15 protein-coding genes are annotated in these 16,082 nt (G+C 64.1%); 12 read left to right on the top strand and 3 right to left on the bottom strand.

From position 1 onward, the window contains the following. From infB to AC1P6P_RS12005, 9 genes are all read left to right on the top strand, one after another. The coding region (gene infB, locus AC1P6P_RS12045; RefSeq protein WP_481402683.1) for a translation initiation factor IF-2 at window positions 1–2,408 on the top strand (2,408 nt) is incomplete at its 5' end. 65 nt (window positions 2,409–2,473) lie between these two features. Next, on the top strand, window positions 2,474–2,926 hold the full coding sequence (gene rbfA, locus AC1P6P_RS12040) for a 30S ribosome-binding factor RbfA (protein ID WP_481402682.1): 453 nt from the start codon (window positions 2,474–2,476) through the stop codon (window positions 2,924–2,926). Between the two features lie 16 nt (window positions 2,927–2,942). Continuing rightward, a complete protein-coding gene (gene truB / locus AC1P6P_RS12035; protein ID WP_481402681.1) occupies window positions 2,943–3,848 on the top strand; it encodes a tRNA pseudouridine(55) synthase TruB in 906 nt (301 codons plus the stop codon). Between the two features lie 17 nt (window positions 3,849–3,865). Beyond that, complete coding sequence (gene rpsO, locus AC1P6P_RS12030; protein WP_481402680.1) at window positions 3,866–4,135, top strand: 30S ribosomal protein S15; 270 nt, start codon at window positions 3,866–3,868, stop codon at window positions 4,133–4,135. 143 nt (window positions 4,136–4,278) lie between these two features. After that, complete coding sequence (gene pnp / locus AC1P6P_RS12025; protein ID WP_481402679.1) at window positions 4,279–6,531, top strand: polyribonucleotide nucleotidyltransferase; 2,253 nt, start codon at window positions 4,279–4,281, stop codon at window positions 6,529–6,531. 138 nt (window positions 6,532–6,669) lie between these two features. After that, window positions 6,670–6,864: a type II toxin-antitoxin system HicA family toxin gene (locus AC1P6P_RS12020; RefSeq protein WP_481402678.1), complete on the top strand. Its 195-nt coding sequence runs from the start codon at window positions 6,670–6,672 to the stop codon at window positions 6,862–6,864. Continuing rightward, complete coding sequence (locus AC1P6P_RS12015) at window positions 6,865–7,314, top strand: type II toxin-antitoxin system HicB family antitoxin (protein ID WP_481402677.1); 450 nt, start codon at window positions 6,865–6,867, stop codon at window positions 7,312–7,314. It abuts the gene before it with no gap. A gap of 1 nt (window position 7,315) precedes the next feature. Continuing rightward, window positions 7,316–7,777, top strand: a complete 462-nt coding sequence (locus AC1P6P_RS12010) for a cupin domain-containing protein (protein ID WP_481402676.1) — start codon at window positions 7,316–7,318, stop codon at window positions 7,775–7,777. 97 nt (window positions 7,778–7,874) lie between these two features. Continuing rightward, on the top strand, window positions 7,875–8,171 hold the full coding sequence (locus tag AC1P6P_RS12005; RefSeq protein ID WP_481402675.1) for a hypothetical protein: 297 nt from the start codon (window positions 7,875–7,877) through the stop codon (window positions 8,169–8,171). A gap of 83 nt (window positions 8,172–8,254) precedes the next feature. Here AC1P6P_RS12005 and AC1P6P_RS12000 read toward each other — a convergent pair whose 3' ends face one another. Beyond that, window positions 8,255–8,818, bottom strand: coding sequence for a cob(I)yrinic acid a,c-diamide adenosyltransferase (locus tag AC1P6P_RS12000; RefSeq protein WP_481402674.1), 564 nt, complete (start codon window positions 8,816–8,818; stop codon window positions 8,255–8,257). A 95-nt stretch (window positions 8,819–8,913) separates the two neighbouring features. Between AC1P6P_RS12000 and AC1P6P_RS11995 the strand changes: the two genes are divergently transcribed. Together AC1P6P_RS11995 and polA are read left to right on the top strand one after the other, a co-directional pair. Continuing rightward, window positions 8,914–9,090 carry a zinc-finger domain-containing protein gene (locus AC1P6P_RS11995; RefSeq protein WP_481402673.1) on the top strand — a complete coding sequence of 59 codons (177 nt, stop codon included), beginning with the start codon at window positions 8,914–8,916 and terminating at the stop codon, window positions 9,088–9,090. A gap of 5 nt (window positions 9,091–9,095) precedes the next feature. Continuing rightward, window positions 9,096–11,948, top strand: coding sequence for a DNA polymerase I (polA, locus tag AC1P6P_RS11990; RefSeq protein WP_481402684.1), 2,853 nt, complete (start codon window positions 9,096–9,098; stop codon window positions 11,946–11,948). A gap of 7 nt (window positions 11,949–11,955) precedes the next feature. Here polA and AC1P6P_RS11985 read toward each other — a convergent pair whose 3' ends face one another. Continuing rightward, window positions 11,956–13,674 carry a hypothetical protein gene (locus AC1P6P_RS11985; RefSeq protein WP_481402672.1) on the bottom strand — a complete coding sequence of 573 codons (1,719 nt, stop codon included), beginning with the start codon at window positions 13,672–13,674 and terminating at the stop codon, window positions 11,956–11,958. A 63-nt stretch (window positions 13,675–13,737) separates the two neighbouring features. Further along, window positions 13,738–14,511, bottom strand: a complete 774-nt coding sequence (locus tag AC1P6P_RS11980) for a HesA/MoeB/ThiF family protein (RefSeq protein ID WP_481402671.1) — start codon at window positions 14,509–14,511, stop codon at window positions 13,738–13,740. Between the two features lie 190 nt (window positions 14,512–14,701). Between AC1P6P_RS11980 and AC1P6P_RS11975 the strand changes: the two genes are divergently transcribed. Further along, the coding region (locus AC1P6P_RS11975; protein WP_481402670.1) for a phosphoenolpyruvate carboxykinase at window positions 14,702–16,082 on the top strand (1,381 nt) is incomplete at its 3' end.

Here is a 16,082-nt window from a genome sequence, read left to right as displayed (position 1 = left end):
GTGTGGTGCTGCGTCAGCTGACCGAAGAGGAAAAGGCCCGTCGCGGTGCGGCGCTGGCCGACGCCCGCATTGCCGAGGAGGAAGCCCGCAAGGCGGCCGAAGAAGAAGCCCGGCGTCGCGCGGAAGAAGAATCGCGCCTCAAGGCCGAGCGTGAAGCCGCGGCCAAGCGCAAGGCGGAAGAAGAATCGCGCAAGGCAGCCGAGGAAGCCGCCAAGAAGCGGGCGGAAGACGAAGCCCTGCGCCGTCTCGAAAAGGAAAAGCGGGACGAAGCCGCTGCGGCCGCTCCTGTAACCAAGTCCCCGGTGGCCAGAGCCCCGGCGGGCAGGGCCCCGGCCGGACGGCCGCAACCGGCTGGCAAGCCGGCCCCGGCTGCGGCAACCCCGACCACCGGACCGAAGCCGGCCGAGCCGCCGCGCCGCAAGCTGGTGGCGGAAGAGGAAGAAGAATCCGCGCCCAAGAAGGCGGGCGTGAAAGTGCCGGTGAAAGTCCCGGCGGCCAAGAAAGGCGGCGATGGCGACCGCCGTCGCGGCAAGCTGACCGTCACCAAGGCGCTGTCGGGCGATGACGAGCGGACCCGTTCGGTCGCTTCGTTCCGCCGCCATCTGCAGCGCATGAACAAGGGCCAGCCGGTGCAAGCCGCCGGTCCGGTCGGTCCGCGCGAAGTGACGATTCCGGAAACTATCACGGTGGCCGAACTTGCCAACCGTATGGCCCGCCGGGCCGTCGACGTCATCAAGGTGCTGATGAAAAACGGCATGATGCAAACGGTGAACGACGTCATCGACGCCGATACCGCCGAACTGGTCGCCACCGAATACGGTCATACCGTGCGCCGCGTCGCCGAATCCGACGTTCTAGAAGGCCTCCGGGGTGACGAGGATGCGGCCGAAGAATTGGTGTCGCGTCCGCCGGTCGTCACCGTCATGGGTCACGTCGACCACGGTAAGACCAGCCTGCTCGATGCGCTGCGCTCAACCGACGTTGTTGCCGGCGAAGCGGGCGGCATCACCCAGCACATCGGCGCCTATCAGGTGCAGCTCAAGGGCGGCCAGAAGATCACCTTCATCGACACCCCCGGCCACGCCGCGTTCACCGCGATGCGCGCCCGCGGCGCCGAGGTCACCGACATCGTCGTGCTGGTGGTCGCCGCCGACGACGGCGTCATGCCGCAAACGGTGGAAGCCATCGCCCACGCCAAGGCGGCACATGTTCCGATCATCGTGGCGATCAACAAGATCGACAAAGGCGCGGCCGATCCGATGCGGGTCAAGACCGAGCTGCTCCAGCACGAGATCCAGGTCGAAGACCTCGGCGGCGAAACCATTGCCGTGGAAGTTTCGGCCAAGAAGGGCACCGGCCTCGACCGGCTCGCCGACATGATCCTGCTGCAGGCCGAACTGCTCGACCTCAAGGCCAATCCGGCCCGCACCGCGGAAGGCGCCATCATCGAAGCCAAGCTCGATCGCGGCCGCGGCCCGGTGGCGACGGCGCTGGTGCAGCGCGGTACGCTGAAGGTCGGCGACATCGTCGTGGCCGGTTCCGAATGGGGCCGCGTGCGCCTGTTGCAGAACGAGCGCGGCGAGACCGTGCCGAGTGCCGGACCGGCGGTGCCGGTGGAAATCCTCGGCCTTTCGGGGGCGCCGGAAGCCGGTGACGATTTCGTCGTGGTCGAAAACGAAGCCCGCGCCCGCGAAGTCACCGAGTATCGCATCCGCAAGCGCCGCGAAGCCCGCCAGGCGACGAGTTCGCGCCAGACCCTCGATCAGCTCCTCAAGCAGCGTGCCGTCGGCGAAAAGAAGCTGCTGCCGCTGATCCTGAAAGCCGACGTGCAGGGCTCGGCCGAAGCCATCGAAGGCGCCCTCAACAAGCTCGGGACCGACGAGGTCGGCGCCCAGGTGTTGCAGTCGGGCGTCGGCGGCATCACCGAAAGCGACGTCATCCTGGCGCACGCATCGGGCGGCGCCATCATCGGCTTCAACGTCCGCGCCGACAAACTGGCGCGCGAGCGGGCCAAGCGCGACGGCGTCGAAATTCGCTACTACAACATCATCTACAACGTGGTCGACGACATCAAAGCCGCGTTGTCGGGCATGCTGGCGCCGGAGACGCGCGAAAAATTCCTCGGCAATGCCGAAATCCTGGAGGTGTTCACCATCACCAAGGTCGGCAAGGTCGCGGGCTGCCGCGTCACCGAAGGCGTGGTGCGGCGCGGCGCCAAGGTCCGCCTCATCCGCGATCACGTCGTGATCCACGAAGGCGAGCTGTCGACCCTGAAGCGCTTCAAGGACGAAGTGAAGGAAGTGCAGACCGGCCAGGAATGCGGCATGGCCTTCACCAACTACCAGGACATCGCCAAGGGCGACATCATCGAAGCCTTCGAGGTCGAGACGATCCAGCGCGCCCTGTAATCGAGGACTAGCGGCGGCATCGCGCGATCAAGCGTGCGGTGCCGCTGTCGTATCTGGAGGCTCTGATGCCCCGACCCCGCTCCCGCGGTCCGCGTTCCCTGCTCGGTCCTACCCAGCGCCAATTGCGCGTCGGCGAAATGCTGCGCCATGCGCTGGCGACCATCCTGTTTCGCGGCGACATCCGCGATCCCGACCTTGCCGGCGTCTCGGTGACCATCACCCAGGTGATCCCGTCCGGCGACATGCGCCACGCCACCGTTTATTGCGAGCCGTTGGGCGGCAAGAATGCCGACAAGATCATCGCCGCCTTGAACCACAACAAGGCGTACCTGCGCGGCCAGATGGGCCACATGATCGACCTCAAATTCACCCCCGACCTGCGCTTTGTCGAAGACAAATCCTTCGCCGAGGCCGAGAAGATCGAAATCCTCCTCAAGTCGGACCGCGTGCAGCAGGATCTGGGCAAATCCGGCGACGACAACGAAGAAGAAGAAAATGGGTCGCAGGAAGAAGGGTAATCCGGTCCACGGCTGGGTGATCGTCGACAAGCCGATCGGCCTGACCTCGACCCAGGTCGTGGCCAAGGTCCGGCGCATTTTCGACGCCCGCAAAGCCGGCCATGCCGGCACCCTCGATCCGATGGCGACCGGGGTGTTGGCGGTGGCGCTGGGCGAGGCGACCAAGACGGTGCCCTATGCCATGGACGCCGCGAAGATCTACACGTTTACCGCGCGCTGGGGCGAGGCCCGCGATTCCGACGATACCGAAGGAGCCGTCACGGCGACTTCCGACAGACGCCCGACCGCCGCCGAGATCGAAGCGATCATCCCGCAGTTTCAGGGCCTTATCAGCCAAACCCCGCCCGCGTATTCGGCCGTGAAGGTGGATGGCGAACGGGCCTATGACATCGCCCGGGATGGCGACGTAGTCGAATTGGAGGCGCGCACCGTTTTTGTGCGCCACGTGCGGTTGATCGGAACCCCCGATCCGGACCATGCCGAGTTCGAAATGCATTGTGGCAAAGGTACTTACGTCCGCGCTTGGGTGCGCGATGTGGGCCTGGCGCTGGGTTGCCTCGGCCATGTTTCCGCCTTGCGGCGGACGCGGGTGGGGTCTTTTGACGTCCAGGACGCCGTGCGGCTGGATTCCTTGGAAGCTTTTATGCATAGTCCGGCCGCTTTTGAGCACTTGAGGCCCATTTCCACCGCGCTGGACGGCATCCCGGCGCTGGCGGTCACGGGGCCAGATGCGGTTCGCCTGAAAAGCGGCAATCCGATCCTGATCCGTCCGAACATGTTCGCGCGGATATCGGAAAGCCATTCCGGCGACGATCTTCAAGGGCTCACGGTCTACTGCTCCACGGGCGAGGGCGAGCCGGTTGCGCTCACCACCTTTGCCGCCGGGGAGCTGAGGCCGTTTCGTGTTTTCAACTTTGGATGACCGAGGATTATTGATCGATGACGATCACTGTCGAACGTAAAGCCGAACTGATCAAAGAATATGCGACGACGCCGGGCGACACCGGGTCGCCGGAAGTGCAGGTGGCCGTGCTCTCCGAGCGCATCTCCAATCTGACCGAGCACTTCAAGGGCCACGCCAAGGACAATCATTCGCGCCGCGGCCTGATCAAGATGGTGTCGCAGCGCCGCCGCTTGCTCGATTACGTCAAGGCGACCGACGTGAAGCGCTATGAGTCGCTGATCGCGCGCCTCGGACTGCGTCGCTGAACGCGGTCTCATCCGCAGTATGTGTATTCCAACGCACGCGTCTCCTGTGGGGCGCGTGCCCCCTGATTCTTGTGCCCGCTGAAACCGGGACAGGAAAATGCCGCACGGCAATCCGGCCGCGCGGGAATGAAGGAAAGTAGAAAATGTTCAATATCACGCGAGAGGAAATCGAATGGGGCGGGCGCAAGCTCACGCTTGAGACGGGCAGGATAGCCCGCCAGGCCGACGGCGCCGTTCTGGCGACCTATGGTGAAACGGTGGTGCTCGCCACTGTCGTCGGCGCGAAGTCGCCGAAGCCTGGGATCGACTTCTTCCCCCTCACCGTCAACTACCAGGAAAAGTATTTCGCCGCCGGCAAGATTCCGGGCGGCTACTTCAAGCGGGAGGGCCGCCCCACCGAGCGCGAGACCCTGACCTCGCGCCTGATCGACCGCCCGATCCGTCCCTTGTTCGCCGACGGCTACAAGAACGAGACCCAGGTCATCATCACCGTGCTCTCCCATGACATGGAGAACGACCCCGACATTCTCGGCCTGGTCGCCGCCTCGGCGGCGCTGACGATTTCCGGGATTCCCTTCATGGGTCCGATCGGCGGCGCCCGCGTCGGCTTCATTGACGGCGAATACGTCCTCAACACCCCGATCGACAAGGCGCCCGAGTCCAAGCTCGACCTCGTCGTCGCCGGCACCCACGACGCGGTGCTGATGGTGGAATCCGAAGCCCAGGAGCTTTCCGAAGCCGAGATGCTCGGCGCCGTGATGTTCGGCCACAAGTCGATGCAGCCGGTACTCGAGATGATCATCCGTCTCGCCGAGAAGGCCGCCAAGGAGCCGCGCGATCTTCCGGTCAACGACACCAAGGAGATCATCGAGAAGGTCAAGGCCTTCGTCGCCGCCGATCTTCTGGCCGCGTTCCATATCTCCGAGAAGCAGACCCGTTACGCCACCAAGGACGCGATCAAGGCCAAGGCCGCCGCCGAGTTTACCGGCGAAGGCAAGCTCGACGATCAGAAGTTCAATTCGGTGTGGCACGCGGTTGAAGCCCAGGTCATGCGCAACATGGTGCTCGACACCAAGAAGCGCATCGACGGACGCGATCTCGTCACCGTGCGTCCGATCGTGGCGCAGGTCGGCGTGCTGCCGCGTACCCATGGTTCGGCGCTGTTCACCCGCGGCGAAACCCAGGCCCTCGTCGTTGCCACCCTCGGCACCGGCGAAGACGAGCAGTTCATCGACAGCCTCGAAGGCACCTACAAGCAGCACTTCATGCTGCACTACAACTTCCCTCCCTATTCGGTCGGCGAAACCGGGCGCATGTCGTCGCCGGGCCGGCGTGAAATCGGTCACGGCAAGCTGGCGTGGCGCGCCATCCACCCGATGCTGCCGAAGAAGGAAGAGTTCCCCTACACGCTGCGCGTGGTCTCCGAAATCACCGAGTCCAACGGCTCCTCGTCGATGGCGACGGTGTGCGGCACCTCGCTGGCGCTGATGGATGCGGGCGTTCCGCTGGCCAAGCCGACCGCCGGCATCGCCATGGGCCTGATCCTCGAAGGCGAGCGCTATGTCGTCCTGTCGGACATCCTCGGTGACGAAGATCACCTCGGCGACATGGACTTCAAGGTTGCCGGCACCGAAGCCGGCGTCACCTCGCTGCAGATGGACATCAAGATCGGCGGCATCACCGAAGAGATCATGCGCATCGCGCTCGATCAGGCCAAGGGCGGCCGCCTGCACATCCTCGGCGAGATGGCCAAGGCGATCGACCACAGCCGCTCGGAACTCGGCGAACATGCGCCGCGCATCGAGACCATCAAGATCCCGACCGACAAGATCCGCGAAGTGATCGGCTCGGGCGGCAAGGTGATCCGCGAAATCGTCGAAAAGACCGGTGCCAAGATCAACATCGAAGACGACGGCACGGTGATGATCGCGTCGGCCGACGGCGAGTCGATTCGCGCCGCCCTTAAGTGGATCCGTTCGATCGTGGCCGAGCCGGAAGTCGGCGAGATCTACGACGGCAAGGTCGTCAAGGTGATGGACTTCGGCGCCTTCGTGAACTTCTTCGGTCCGCGCGACGGCCTCGTCCACATCTCGGAACTGGCGGCGGCGCGCGTCGCCAAGACCACCGACATCGTCAAGGAAGGCGACACCGTCAAGGTGAAGCTGCTCGGCTTCGATGATCGCGGCAAGGTGCGCCTGTCGATGAAGGTCGTCGATCAGGCGACCGGCGCCGACATTTCCGACCAGTTCAAGAAGGAAGGCGCCGAAGCCGAAGAAACCGGCGGCGCCGGTGGCGGCCATCGCGAGCATCGTGGCGGCGGTCGTGGCCGTCGCGATCACCACGGCCGTGGCCATCACGAAGACGGTGGCAAGCCGGAAGAACCCAAGGCCGAGTAAGCCTGCCGGTTAAAGCCAAACGAAACCGCCCGTGGGACCGATCCCCGCGGGCGGTTTTGTTTTGGGCTGTGTTTGGGACTGGACAATCGCACATATCTGTGCGAACATATTTGTGTGAATGGCCATGAATTCGAGCGCTTGCTGCGCAAACTGGCTCGTCGCAACGGCGTCACAGCTTACTTCGAAGCGGGGCGCGGCAAGGGTAGCCACGGCCGTCTCTATTACGGAAACCGCTTCACCACGCTAAAGGATCGCCGCAAGGAAATCGGGCCGGGGCTGCTCAAGGCCATGCTCGATCAGCTTGGAATTGCACGCCAGGAGTTGGAGTCGTAAATGGGCAATGTTGCGTTTGGCTATCCCTATAAGCTGGAGCGCCAGGATAACGGCTGGTGGCTCGTCCGCTTTCCGCAAATTCCTGAGGCCCTTACCGAGGGAAAGAGCAAAGCAGAGGCGTTTGAGAACGCACAGGATTGCCTGATCGCCGCCCTCGAAGGGTACGTCAAGGCGGGAAAGCCGATCCCGCGGCCGCCATTTCGGGGTGATCGTGTCGTGTTGCCGTCGCTGGTGACCGCCAAACTTGCCGTTTATGAAAACATGCGCAAACAGGGGTGGACTCGTTCGCGCCTTGCCAACGAGTTGCGGATGCCGGAAAATTCAGTGCGGCGCCTGCTTGATTTACATCATTCTTCCCACATGTGGGTGATCGACGAGGCGTTGGCGAAGATGGATGCGCAACTGTCGATTTCTTTGCCGCAGATTGAATCGCGCAGAAAGGCGGGATGACATGCCCAAGATCACAACCGCTCCCGAACGCCGCGGCACGCGTTATCCCGCGCCTTACGACACGCCCTGCCTGGAACGGGTGCGCCAGCAGCTCGGCGATGGCGGCGGGCTGACCCAGTTCGGCGTCAATCTTCTCACCTTGATGCCCGGCGTGTGGTCGGCGCAGCGTCATTGGCATGTGGAAGAGGACGAGTTCATTTTCGTCGTCGCGGGCGAAGTCGTGCTGATCGACGAGGCCGGCGAGCATCTCCTGAAGGCCGGCGACAGCGCCGCGTTCAAGGCGAACGATGCCAACGGCCATCACCTCGTCAACCGCGGCGCGGCGCCCGCCACCGTGCTCGAAGTCGGCACCCGCACGCCGGACGACAAGGACACCTGCTACTACCCCGACTGCGATCTCGTCTGGGATGGCCGGAAAGGCAGCTACACCCACCGCGACGGCACGCCCTATCCGGAGAAATAGCGGCCCGCGGATGGTTAACCCGTCGAAACGATCTTGTGCCCGTGCCGAATAGCGTCACAATCGCGGGCTAGGTCTACGCTCGGGCTGGGGGTTTCACATGCGCACATTCTTCAGTTACGTCGGACTGATCCTGCTCGCGATCGGGCTCATCTTCCTCGGCGGCGACATGATGACGTCGCTCGAGCAGGGCCAGATCACATGGCACTCGTTCCAGGGAATCTGGACGCTGTTCGACGCCGGCGCGGTGAACGCCTTCGTGGCCTGGCTCAACCGGACGACACCGCATGTCGTCGCGGTCGGCGTCCTGGCGGTGCTGGCGGTGCCGGCAATGGCGACCGGCTTTGTCGGCGTCCTCATCGCTTTTCTCGCGGGACATCAAGGAAAGAGCGAATAGCCAGGTGCGAATGGGTGGCTTGACGCAAATCCAACGCCGAGCGCCCTTTCTTTCGCTATTCGCTATTCGCTATTCGCTATTCGCTATTCGCTTCGGTTCTTCCCCGGCACCCACAGCACATCGGTGCCCGCGTTGGCGCTGCGGCTGAGCACGAACAGATGGTCGGACAGCCGGTTGATGTAGGCCAGTGCCGCGGCGCCGACCGGTTCGGTTTTGGCCAGCGCCACCATCACCCGTTCGGCCCGGCGCACGATGGTGCGGGCCCGGTGCAATTCGGCGGCGAGCGGCGTGCCGCCCGGCAGCACGAACGAGGTCAGCGGCGCCAGCGTTTCGTTGAGGGCGTCGATCTCACGTTCGAGCCGCTCCACCTGGGCCGCCACGATGCGCAAGTGCGGGCCTTTTTCGCCCTCGGTTTCGGGCACGCACAAATCGGCGCCGAGATCGAAGAGATCGTTCTGGATGCGCGCTAGCATCGCATCCACCGCGCCATCGGCGGCGAGCCGGGCGAGGCCCAAGGCGGCATTGGCTTCGTCGACGGCGCCCATCGCTTCGAGCCGCAGGGCGTCCTTGCCGACCCGTGTGCCGTCGCCCAGCCCGGTGGTGCCGTCGTCGCCGGTGCGGGTGTAAATGCGATTCAACTTGACCATAGCCCGACCTTAGCCCCGGTTTTCCGGGCGTCAAAGCGGGTTGCCTAACCCCCGCGGCTGGCTATGATTCAGCCCGCGCCCCAGGACACGACAAGATGACGACCGAAGCCCCCGAAGTGATCGAAGTGAGCGAGACCCGCGTCGCCTGCGATGGTGGCGGCGGCCCGCTCGGCCATCCCAAGGTCTGGCTCGAAATGGGCGACGAAGGCTTCGTCGAGTGCGGCTATTGCGACCGCAAATATGTGCTCAAGGACGGGGCCGAGGCCCATTGAGCGCGCTGCATTCGGGTGACCACCTCTATCTGATCGACGGCTCGGGCTATCTCTTCCGCGCCTATCACGCCTTGCCGCCATTGACGCGCAAGTCCGACGGCCTGCCGACCGGTGCGGTCTCCGGCTACTGCAACATGCTGTGGAAGCTGTTGGAGGACATGAAGGACGGCGAGGTGCCGACCCATCTGGCAGTGATTTTCGACGCCGGCAAGCACACATTCCGTAACGACATCTATCCCGAATACAAAGCCAATCGGCCGCCGCCGCCGGAAGACTTGATCCCGCAGTTTCCGCTGGTGCGCGATGCGACCCGGGCGTTCGGAGTGGCGTGCGTCGAACTCGCCGGTTTCGAAGCCGACGATCTGATCGCCACCTATGCCCGTCTGGCACGCGAAGCCGGCGCGCGGGTCACCATCGTCTCCTCCGACAAGGATCTGATGCAGCTCGTCGTCGACGGCCAGGTGCAATTGTTCGATGGCATGAAGAACAAGGCGATCGGCTCCGCCGAGGTGATGGAGAAATTCGGCGTGCCGCCGTCGAAAGTCGTCGACGTGCAGGCGCTGGCCGGCGATTCCACCGACAATGTGCCGGGCGTTCCGGGCATCGGCATCAAGACCGCGGCCGAGCTGATCAACGGTTTCGGTGACCTCGACACGCTCTTGGCCCGGGCCGGCGAGATCAAGCAGCCCAAGCGGCGCGAATCGCTTTTGACCAACGCCGACAAGGCCCGCATTTCGCGCCAGCTGGTCACGCTCGATGATCTCGTCGCCGTGGCCGAAGCCGCCGACACCTTCGCGGTGCGCGAGCCGGTGCCGGCCGATCTGATCGCCTTCCTCACGGCGATGGAATTCGCCACGCTCAAGAAGCGCGCCATTGCCCATTACGGCGTCGGCGAGCCCGATGCGCTGGTGGCCGAGGTCGCGCTGACCGCCGAAAGCGACAAGCAGTTGGCGACAGAACCGGCCGGCGGTATCGGCGTCGTCGCCGATCGCGCCGCGATTTTGGCGCCGATCGATCATGCCCGCTACGAGACTGTCACCAGTCCCGAACGGCTCGATGCCTGGATCGCCAAAGCGCGGGCGCAGGGCTATGTCTCGGTCGATACCGAAACGACCTCGCTCGATGCCATGCAGGCCCGGCTGTGCGGCGTCTCGCTGGCGCTAGGGCCGGGCGAAGCCTGCTACGTGCCGTGCGGCCACGTTCCCTCCGGTGGCCTTGATCTGATGGGCTCGCCCACGATCCTGCAGATGCGCGAGGCCGTTCTGCTCGGCCAGTTGAAGGCGCTGCTCGAAGACGACGCGGTGCTCAAGATCGGCCAGAATCTCAAATACGATTACGTCATTCTGCTGCAGCGGGGCATCCGCATCGCGCCGTTCGACGACACCATGCTGATGAGCTATGTGCTCGACGCCGGCCGCCAGGGCCACGGCATGGACGAGCTGTCGGAATTGCACCTGTCGCACAAGCCGATTTCGTTCACCGACGTCGCCGGCAAAGGCAAGGACAAGGTCACCTTCGATTGCGTCGCCATTCCCGAAGCGACGCGTTATTCGGCGGAAGATGCCGACGTCACGCTGCGCCTCTGGATGCTGCTCAAGCCGCGGCTGATGGCGGAGCGAAAGCGCACCGTCTACGAGACCCTCGAACGGCCGCTGATGCCGGTGCTCGCCGCCATGGAGCGCGCCGGCATCGCCATCGACAGCGACCTGTTGCGCCGGCTGTCGAACGAATTCGCCACCGACATGGCGAAGCTGGAAGAGGAAATCGGCACGCTGGCGGGGGAGAAATTCAACGTCGCCTCACCCAAGCAGCTCGGCGAAATTCTGTTCGACAAGATGAAGCTTGCCGGCGGCCAGAAGACCAAGACCGGCGCCTGGTCGACCGATGCCAGCATCCTGGAAGACTTGGCGGCGCAGGGTCATGAGTTGCCGCAGAAGGTGCTCGACTGGCGAACGCTGGCAAAATTGCGCGGCACCTATACCGATGCGCTGCCGGCCCATGTCAATCCGCAGACGAACCGCGTCCATACCTCGTTCGCGATGGCGGCGGCGGCGACCGGGCGGCTCGCGTCCACCGATCCCAACCTGCAGAACATCCCGATCCGCACGCCCGAGGGGCGCAAGATCCGTCAGGCATTCGTGGCGCCGGCCGGCAAACTCCTCATCAGTGCCGATTACAGCCAGATCGAGCTCAGGCTGTTCGCGCACATCGCCGCCATCCCGCAATTGAAGCAGGCGTTCGCCGATGGCCTCGACATTCACGCCATGACGGCGTCGGAGATTTTCGGCGTGCCGGTGAAGGACATGCCGTCGGATGTGCGCCGCCGTGCCAAGGCGATCAATTTCGGCATCATCTACGGCATTTCCTCGTTCGGATTGGCGGCCCAGCTCGGCATCGGGCGCGGCGAGGCCGACGACTACATCAAGAAATACTTCGCCCGCTTCCCCGGCATCCGCGATTACATGGATTCGACCAAGGCCTACGCGCGCGCGCACGGCTATGTCGAAACCCTGTTCGGCCGGCGCATTCACATCCGCGAGATCGCCTCGAAGGTGCCGGGGCTTCGCGGCGGCGCTGAACGCGCCGCGATCAATGCGCCGATCCAGGGCACCGCCGCCGACATCATCCGCCGCGCCATGATCCGCATGCCGGAGGCGCTTGCCGCGGCCGGGCTGAAAGCAAAGATGCTGCTGCAGGTGCATGACGAACTGGTGTTCGAAGCCGCCGCCGCCGAAGAGGAAAAAACCCGGCGCGTCGCGGTCACGGTGATGGAAGGAGCGCCGCTGCCGGCGGTGCCGCTGAGCGTCAAGTTGACCGTGGAGGCGCGCGCCGCCGCCAACTGGGACGCGGCACACTGATCGTCCGTTACGCCGCGATGTTCTTCAAGCCCGTCTGGGGTGTGATGCCGGCGCGTTCCAGCAGGCGCATCAGGTCGGCGACCATGGCGTCACGATCTGCCGGGGCGCCGTTCGGGCTGGTCTGGGCGATATAGCCGGAAAGAAAGCCGGGCCTTGCGGCATAACCGATCACCATGTCGCGCGCCCGCCCGGCGAGCCGCGGCGCAGTCAGCGAATTGGACGCCAACAGCTTGATCAGGGTGAAGGCCTTTTCGGTCGGGCCGGCGTTGCGCTTGTCGATCGATTCGAACAGCCGGTTGCGCGCCTCGACCGCGGCGGCGACCTTGTCGATGGTGTCGGCGATCTCGGCTTTCTGGTTTTCCTGGAAATTGGAACCCATGACGCGGTCGCGCAAGGCCGCGAGCTGCTGCAGGCGCTGCACCAGCGGCAGCTTGGAGGATTGATACATCTCCTCGAACTGCGGCCCGGTGACGATCGGGGTGATGAAATCCGCCAACCGGCGCTTGTTCTCGGCGCCGATGACGTTCTCTTCGACGAACAGGATGCGGTCGAGCTTGACGTCAGGGGATTCGCCGTTGAGATACGGCGCCAGGGTTTCGTTGGTGACGAGGCGCTGGCTCCTGAGCACGAAGGCGGCGATCAGTTCTTCGTGGCTCAAGTATTTGCCGATGCCCATCACCACGAGATTGGCGATCTGGCGCAGGGTGCGCAGTTCGTCTTCCAGCGATTCCGGTGCCAGCCGCTTGAACGAGCGGATTTCGGCGATGATGCGCTGGGCAATCGCCACCCGTGCGTTGGGCAGGGTGTCGGCGGCGAACTCTTTGGTCAAAGCCGTCAGGCCGTCGCGGCCTTCGCACACGTCGGGTTCGCGGCCGAGGAACAGTTTGACCAATGCCATCAGGGCTTCGCCGTGACTGGTCTTGGCGCCAATCAACTCCTTGAGCCCGGCGGGGCCGCCGAGGATTTCCGAGATCAGGTTATCGATGACGGCGAGGAGGAGCTGCGCCCCCGGCGTCGGCTCCCGGGTCTCGTCGATCAGCCCAATCAGCATGGCGACCTTGTCGTCCCAGCTTTTGGCGTCCTTGAGGTATTTGGCGACGGCGCCATTGAGCAGATACTTGCCGTCGCCCGCATCCATCAACTTGGCGGCCAGCGGCACGAACTGGCCCGGTTTGCAGGCCGCGAAACGTCCCTTTTCGGCATCGCGATAGACGCGATGGAAAATCTGGGTGGTGAGATCATGCAAACCGCGAATGATATGGGCGAGCTGGTTCTCGCCGCTCGCGGCCTGGGAAACGGCAACGCGCTGGATGGCATGCTGCAACAGGGTGCCGGTGGCTTCGAGCCGTTCGAGCAAATCGGCGCGATGACCGAGTTCGGTGACCGTGACCTTGTGATGGGCGAGGAAGTCGGGGATCAGCACGGCGATCGTCTTGCGGGCATGATAGGAATAGAGATCGTCAGGCCTGAAACATGGCGCGCTCGGGATGTCTTCGTGTTTCGACCGGGCCTTGGCTTTGACCTCGCCGTGCTCAAAAATCTTCAAAGACAAATAATCTCCAGTCGTCTCGTTCAGGGTCTCTTTAATGACCTTGACCCCGGTGGCGCCGTTGGCGACCAGATCGTTGGCATAGCTGAGGGCCTCGTCGCGCTTTTCACGGACTTCGACCAGACTCCAGCTGCCGGCGCCTTGGCGTTTGAAAATCTCGAAATGCACATTCGACATGATCGGCCCCTTGGGCGTTTGGAACCGTACCAATCGGGGGCTTAAGTGCCGGTAAAAGGCAGTTCAAATGCCGCGGGAAATCCGTGGGGATGACCCGCAAAGCGGGCAATCGGGATCGGGGTTCAAGGTCACGGTGCGAAAGCGGGTGTCGAGGGCGTCGTAAATCAGCAGCCGGCCCGCCAAGGTTTCCCCGGCGCCGGTGATTTCTTTCAAGATTTCCAAGGCTTGCAGGGTTCCCATGACGCCGGCCGCGGCCCCCAGGACGCCCGCTTCGGTGCACGGGCGCACCGCGCCCATCGGCGGCGCCTCGGGCAGGAAACAGCGGTAGCAGGGCCGCCCCGCCGGCTTGAAGGTGGCGAGCTGGCCGGAAAACTCGGCCACCGCGGCGCTGACGAGGGTCTTGCCCGCGAAATGGCAGGTGTCGGCAATGAGGTGGCGGGTGGCGAAATTGTCGGAGCCGTCGGCGACGATATCGTAGCCCGAAATCAAGGCGCTGGCGTTTTCCGGCGTCAGCTTCACCCGATGTGGAACGATGGTCACATGCGGGTTCAGCGCCAGGGCGTTGTCGCGGGCGGAATCGGTCTTCATCCGGCCGATGTCGGCGGTGCGGTGGGCGATCTGGCGCTGCAGATTGGACAGGCTGACGGCGTCGAAATCGACGATCCCGATGGTGCCAACCCCAGCCGCGGCGAGATAAAGGATCACCGGGCTGCCCAGGCCGCCCGCCCCGATCACCAGCACTTTGGCGGCGCCGATTCTGGCCTGGCCGGTGCCGCCGACCTCGCGCAGCACGATGTGGCGGGCGTAACGCTCCAAATCAGTCTCGGACAAGCTCATGCTGCGGTCTTAGCGCATTCCCGCGTCCGGGCGAACGCCTCATTCGCGCAACAATCTGGCGGTCCTGCGACAATCCCGACCCTATGAATTGCCGATCCGATCCGAGAAATAAACGTCTAGTTTCTCCCATTGCGGTGAAACAAACCGAAACATAGCGTGGCGCGGCAAACGCGACGCAAGAGGGGTCGGAATGTCGGAATTTGGTGCCCAACTGGAGCAGCATGGCCTCAAGGACCTCAAGGCCGTTTACCGCAACCTGTCGACTCCGACCCTCTACGAGATGGCGATCGGCCGCAAGGAAGGCATTCTGGCGCGCGGCGGTCCGTTGGTGGTGCTTACTGGTCAGCACACCGGCCGTTCGGCGACCGACAAGTTCGTGGTCAAGGACGATCTCACCGCCGACAAGGTGTGGTGGGACAACAACAAGGCCCTGACGCCCGAGCACTTCGCGGCGCTGCACGCCGACATGATGGAGTATGCCAAGAGTAAGGAGCTGTTCGTCCAGGATCTGTGGGGCGGCGCCGATCCGACCCATCGCCTGCCGGTGCGGGTGGTGACCGAGTTCGCCTGGCATTCGCTCTTCATCCGGCACCTGCTGATCCGGCCGCAATCGGATGCGCTCGAGTATTTCGAGCCCAGCTTCACCATCATCGACCTGCCCGGCTTCAAGGCCGATCCCAAGAAGCACGGCAGCGTCAGCCCGACCATCATCGCGCTCGATTTCACCCGCCGCATGGTTCTCATTGCCGGCACCTCCTACGCCGGCGAGATGAAGAAGTCGGTGTTCTCCATCCTCAACTTCCTGTTGCCGGCCAAGAGCGTGATGCCGATGCATTGCTCGGCCAATGTCGGCGACAAGGATGATGTCGCCATCTTCTTCGGCCTGTCGGGCACCGGCAAGACGACGCTGTCGGCCGATTCCTCGCGCATGCTGGTGGGCGACGACGAGCATGGCTGGGGCGAGCACGGCGTCTTCAACTTCGAAGGCGGCTGCTATGCCAAGGTGATCCGCCTGTCACGCGACGCCGAGCCGGAAATCTACGCCACCACCGAGCGCTTCGGCACGGTGCTGGAAAACGTGGTGTGCGATGCCGAGACCGGCATCCTCGATCTCGACGACGACCGCTATACCGAGAACACCCGCGCCGCCTATCCGATCCACTACATTCCGCATGCCTCGGAGACGGGCCGCGTCGGCCAGCCCTCCAACGTCATCATGCTGACGGCCGATGCCTTCGGCGTGTTGCCGCCGATCGCCAAACTGACGCCGAGCCAGGCGATGTACCACTTCCTGTCGGGCTTCACCTCGCGGCTTGCCGGCACCGAAAAGGGCCTCGGCAAGGAACCGGCGCCGACGTTTTCGACCTGTTTCGGCGCGCCCTTCATGCCGCTGCATCCGTCCGTCTACGGCGCGTTGCTGCGCAACCTGATCGACAAGCACGATTGCGACTGCTGGCTGGTCAATACGGGGTGGAACGGCGGTCCGGCGTCGGACGGCGGCAAGCGCATGCCGATCAAGCTGACGCGCGCCCTTCTTAACGGGGCGCTCAACGGCTCGCTCGCCATCAGCC

The organism is Rhizomicrobium sp., from assembly GCF_056722145.1.
The sequence above is the reverse complement of the archived record's forward strand: the minus strand, read 5'-3'. Positions and strand labels throughout refer to the sequence as shown.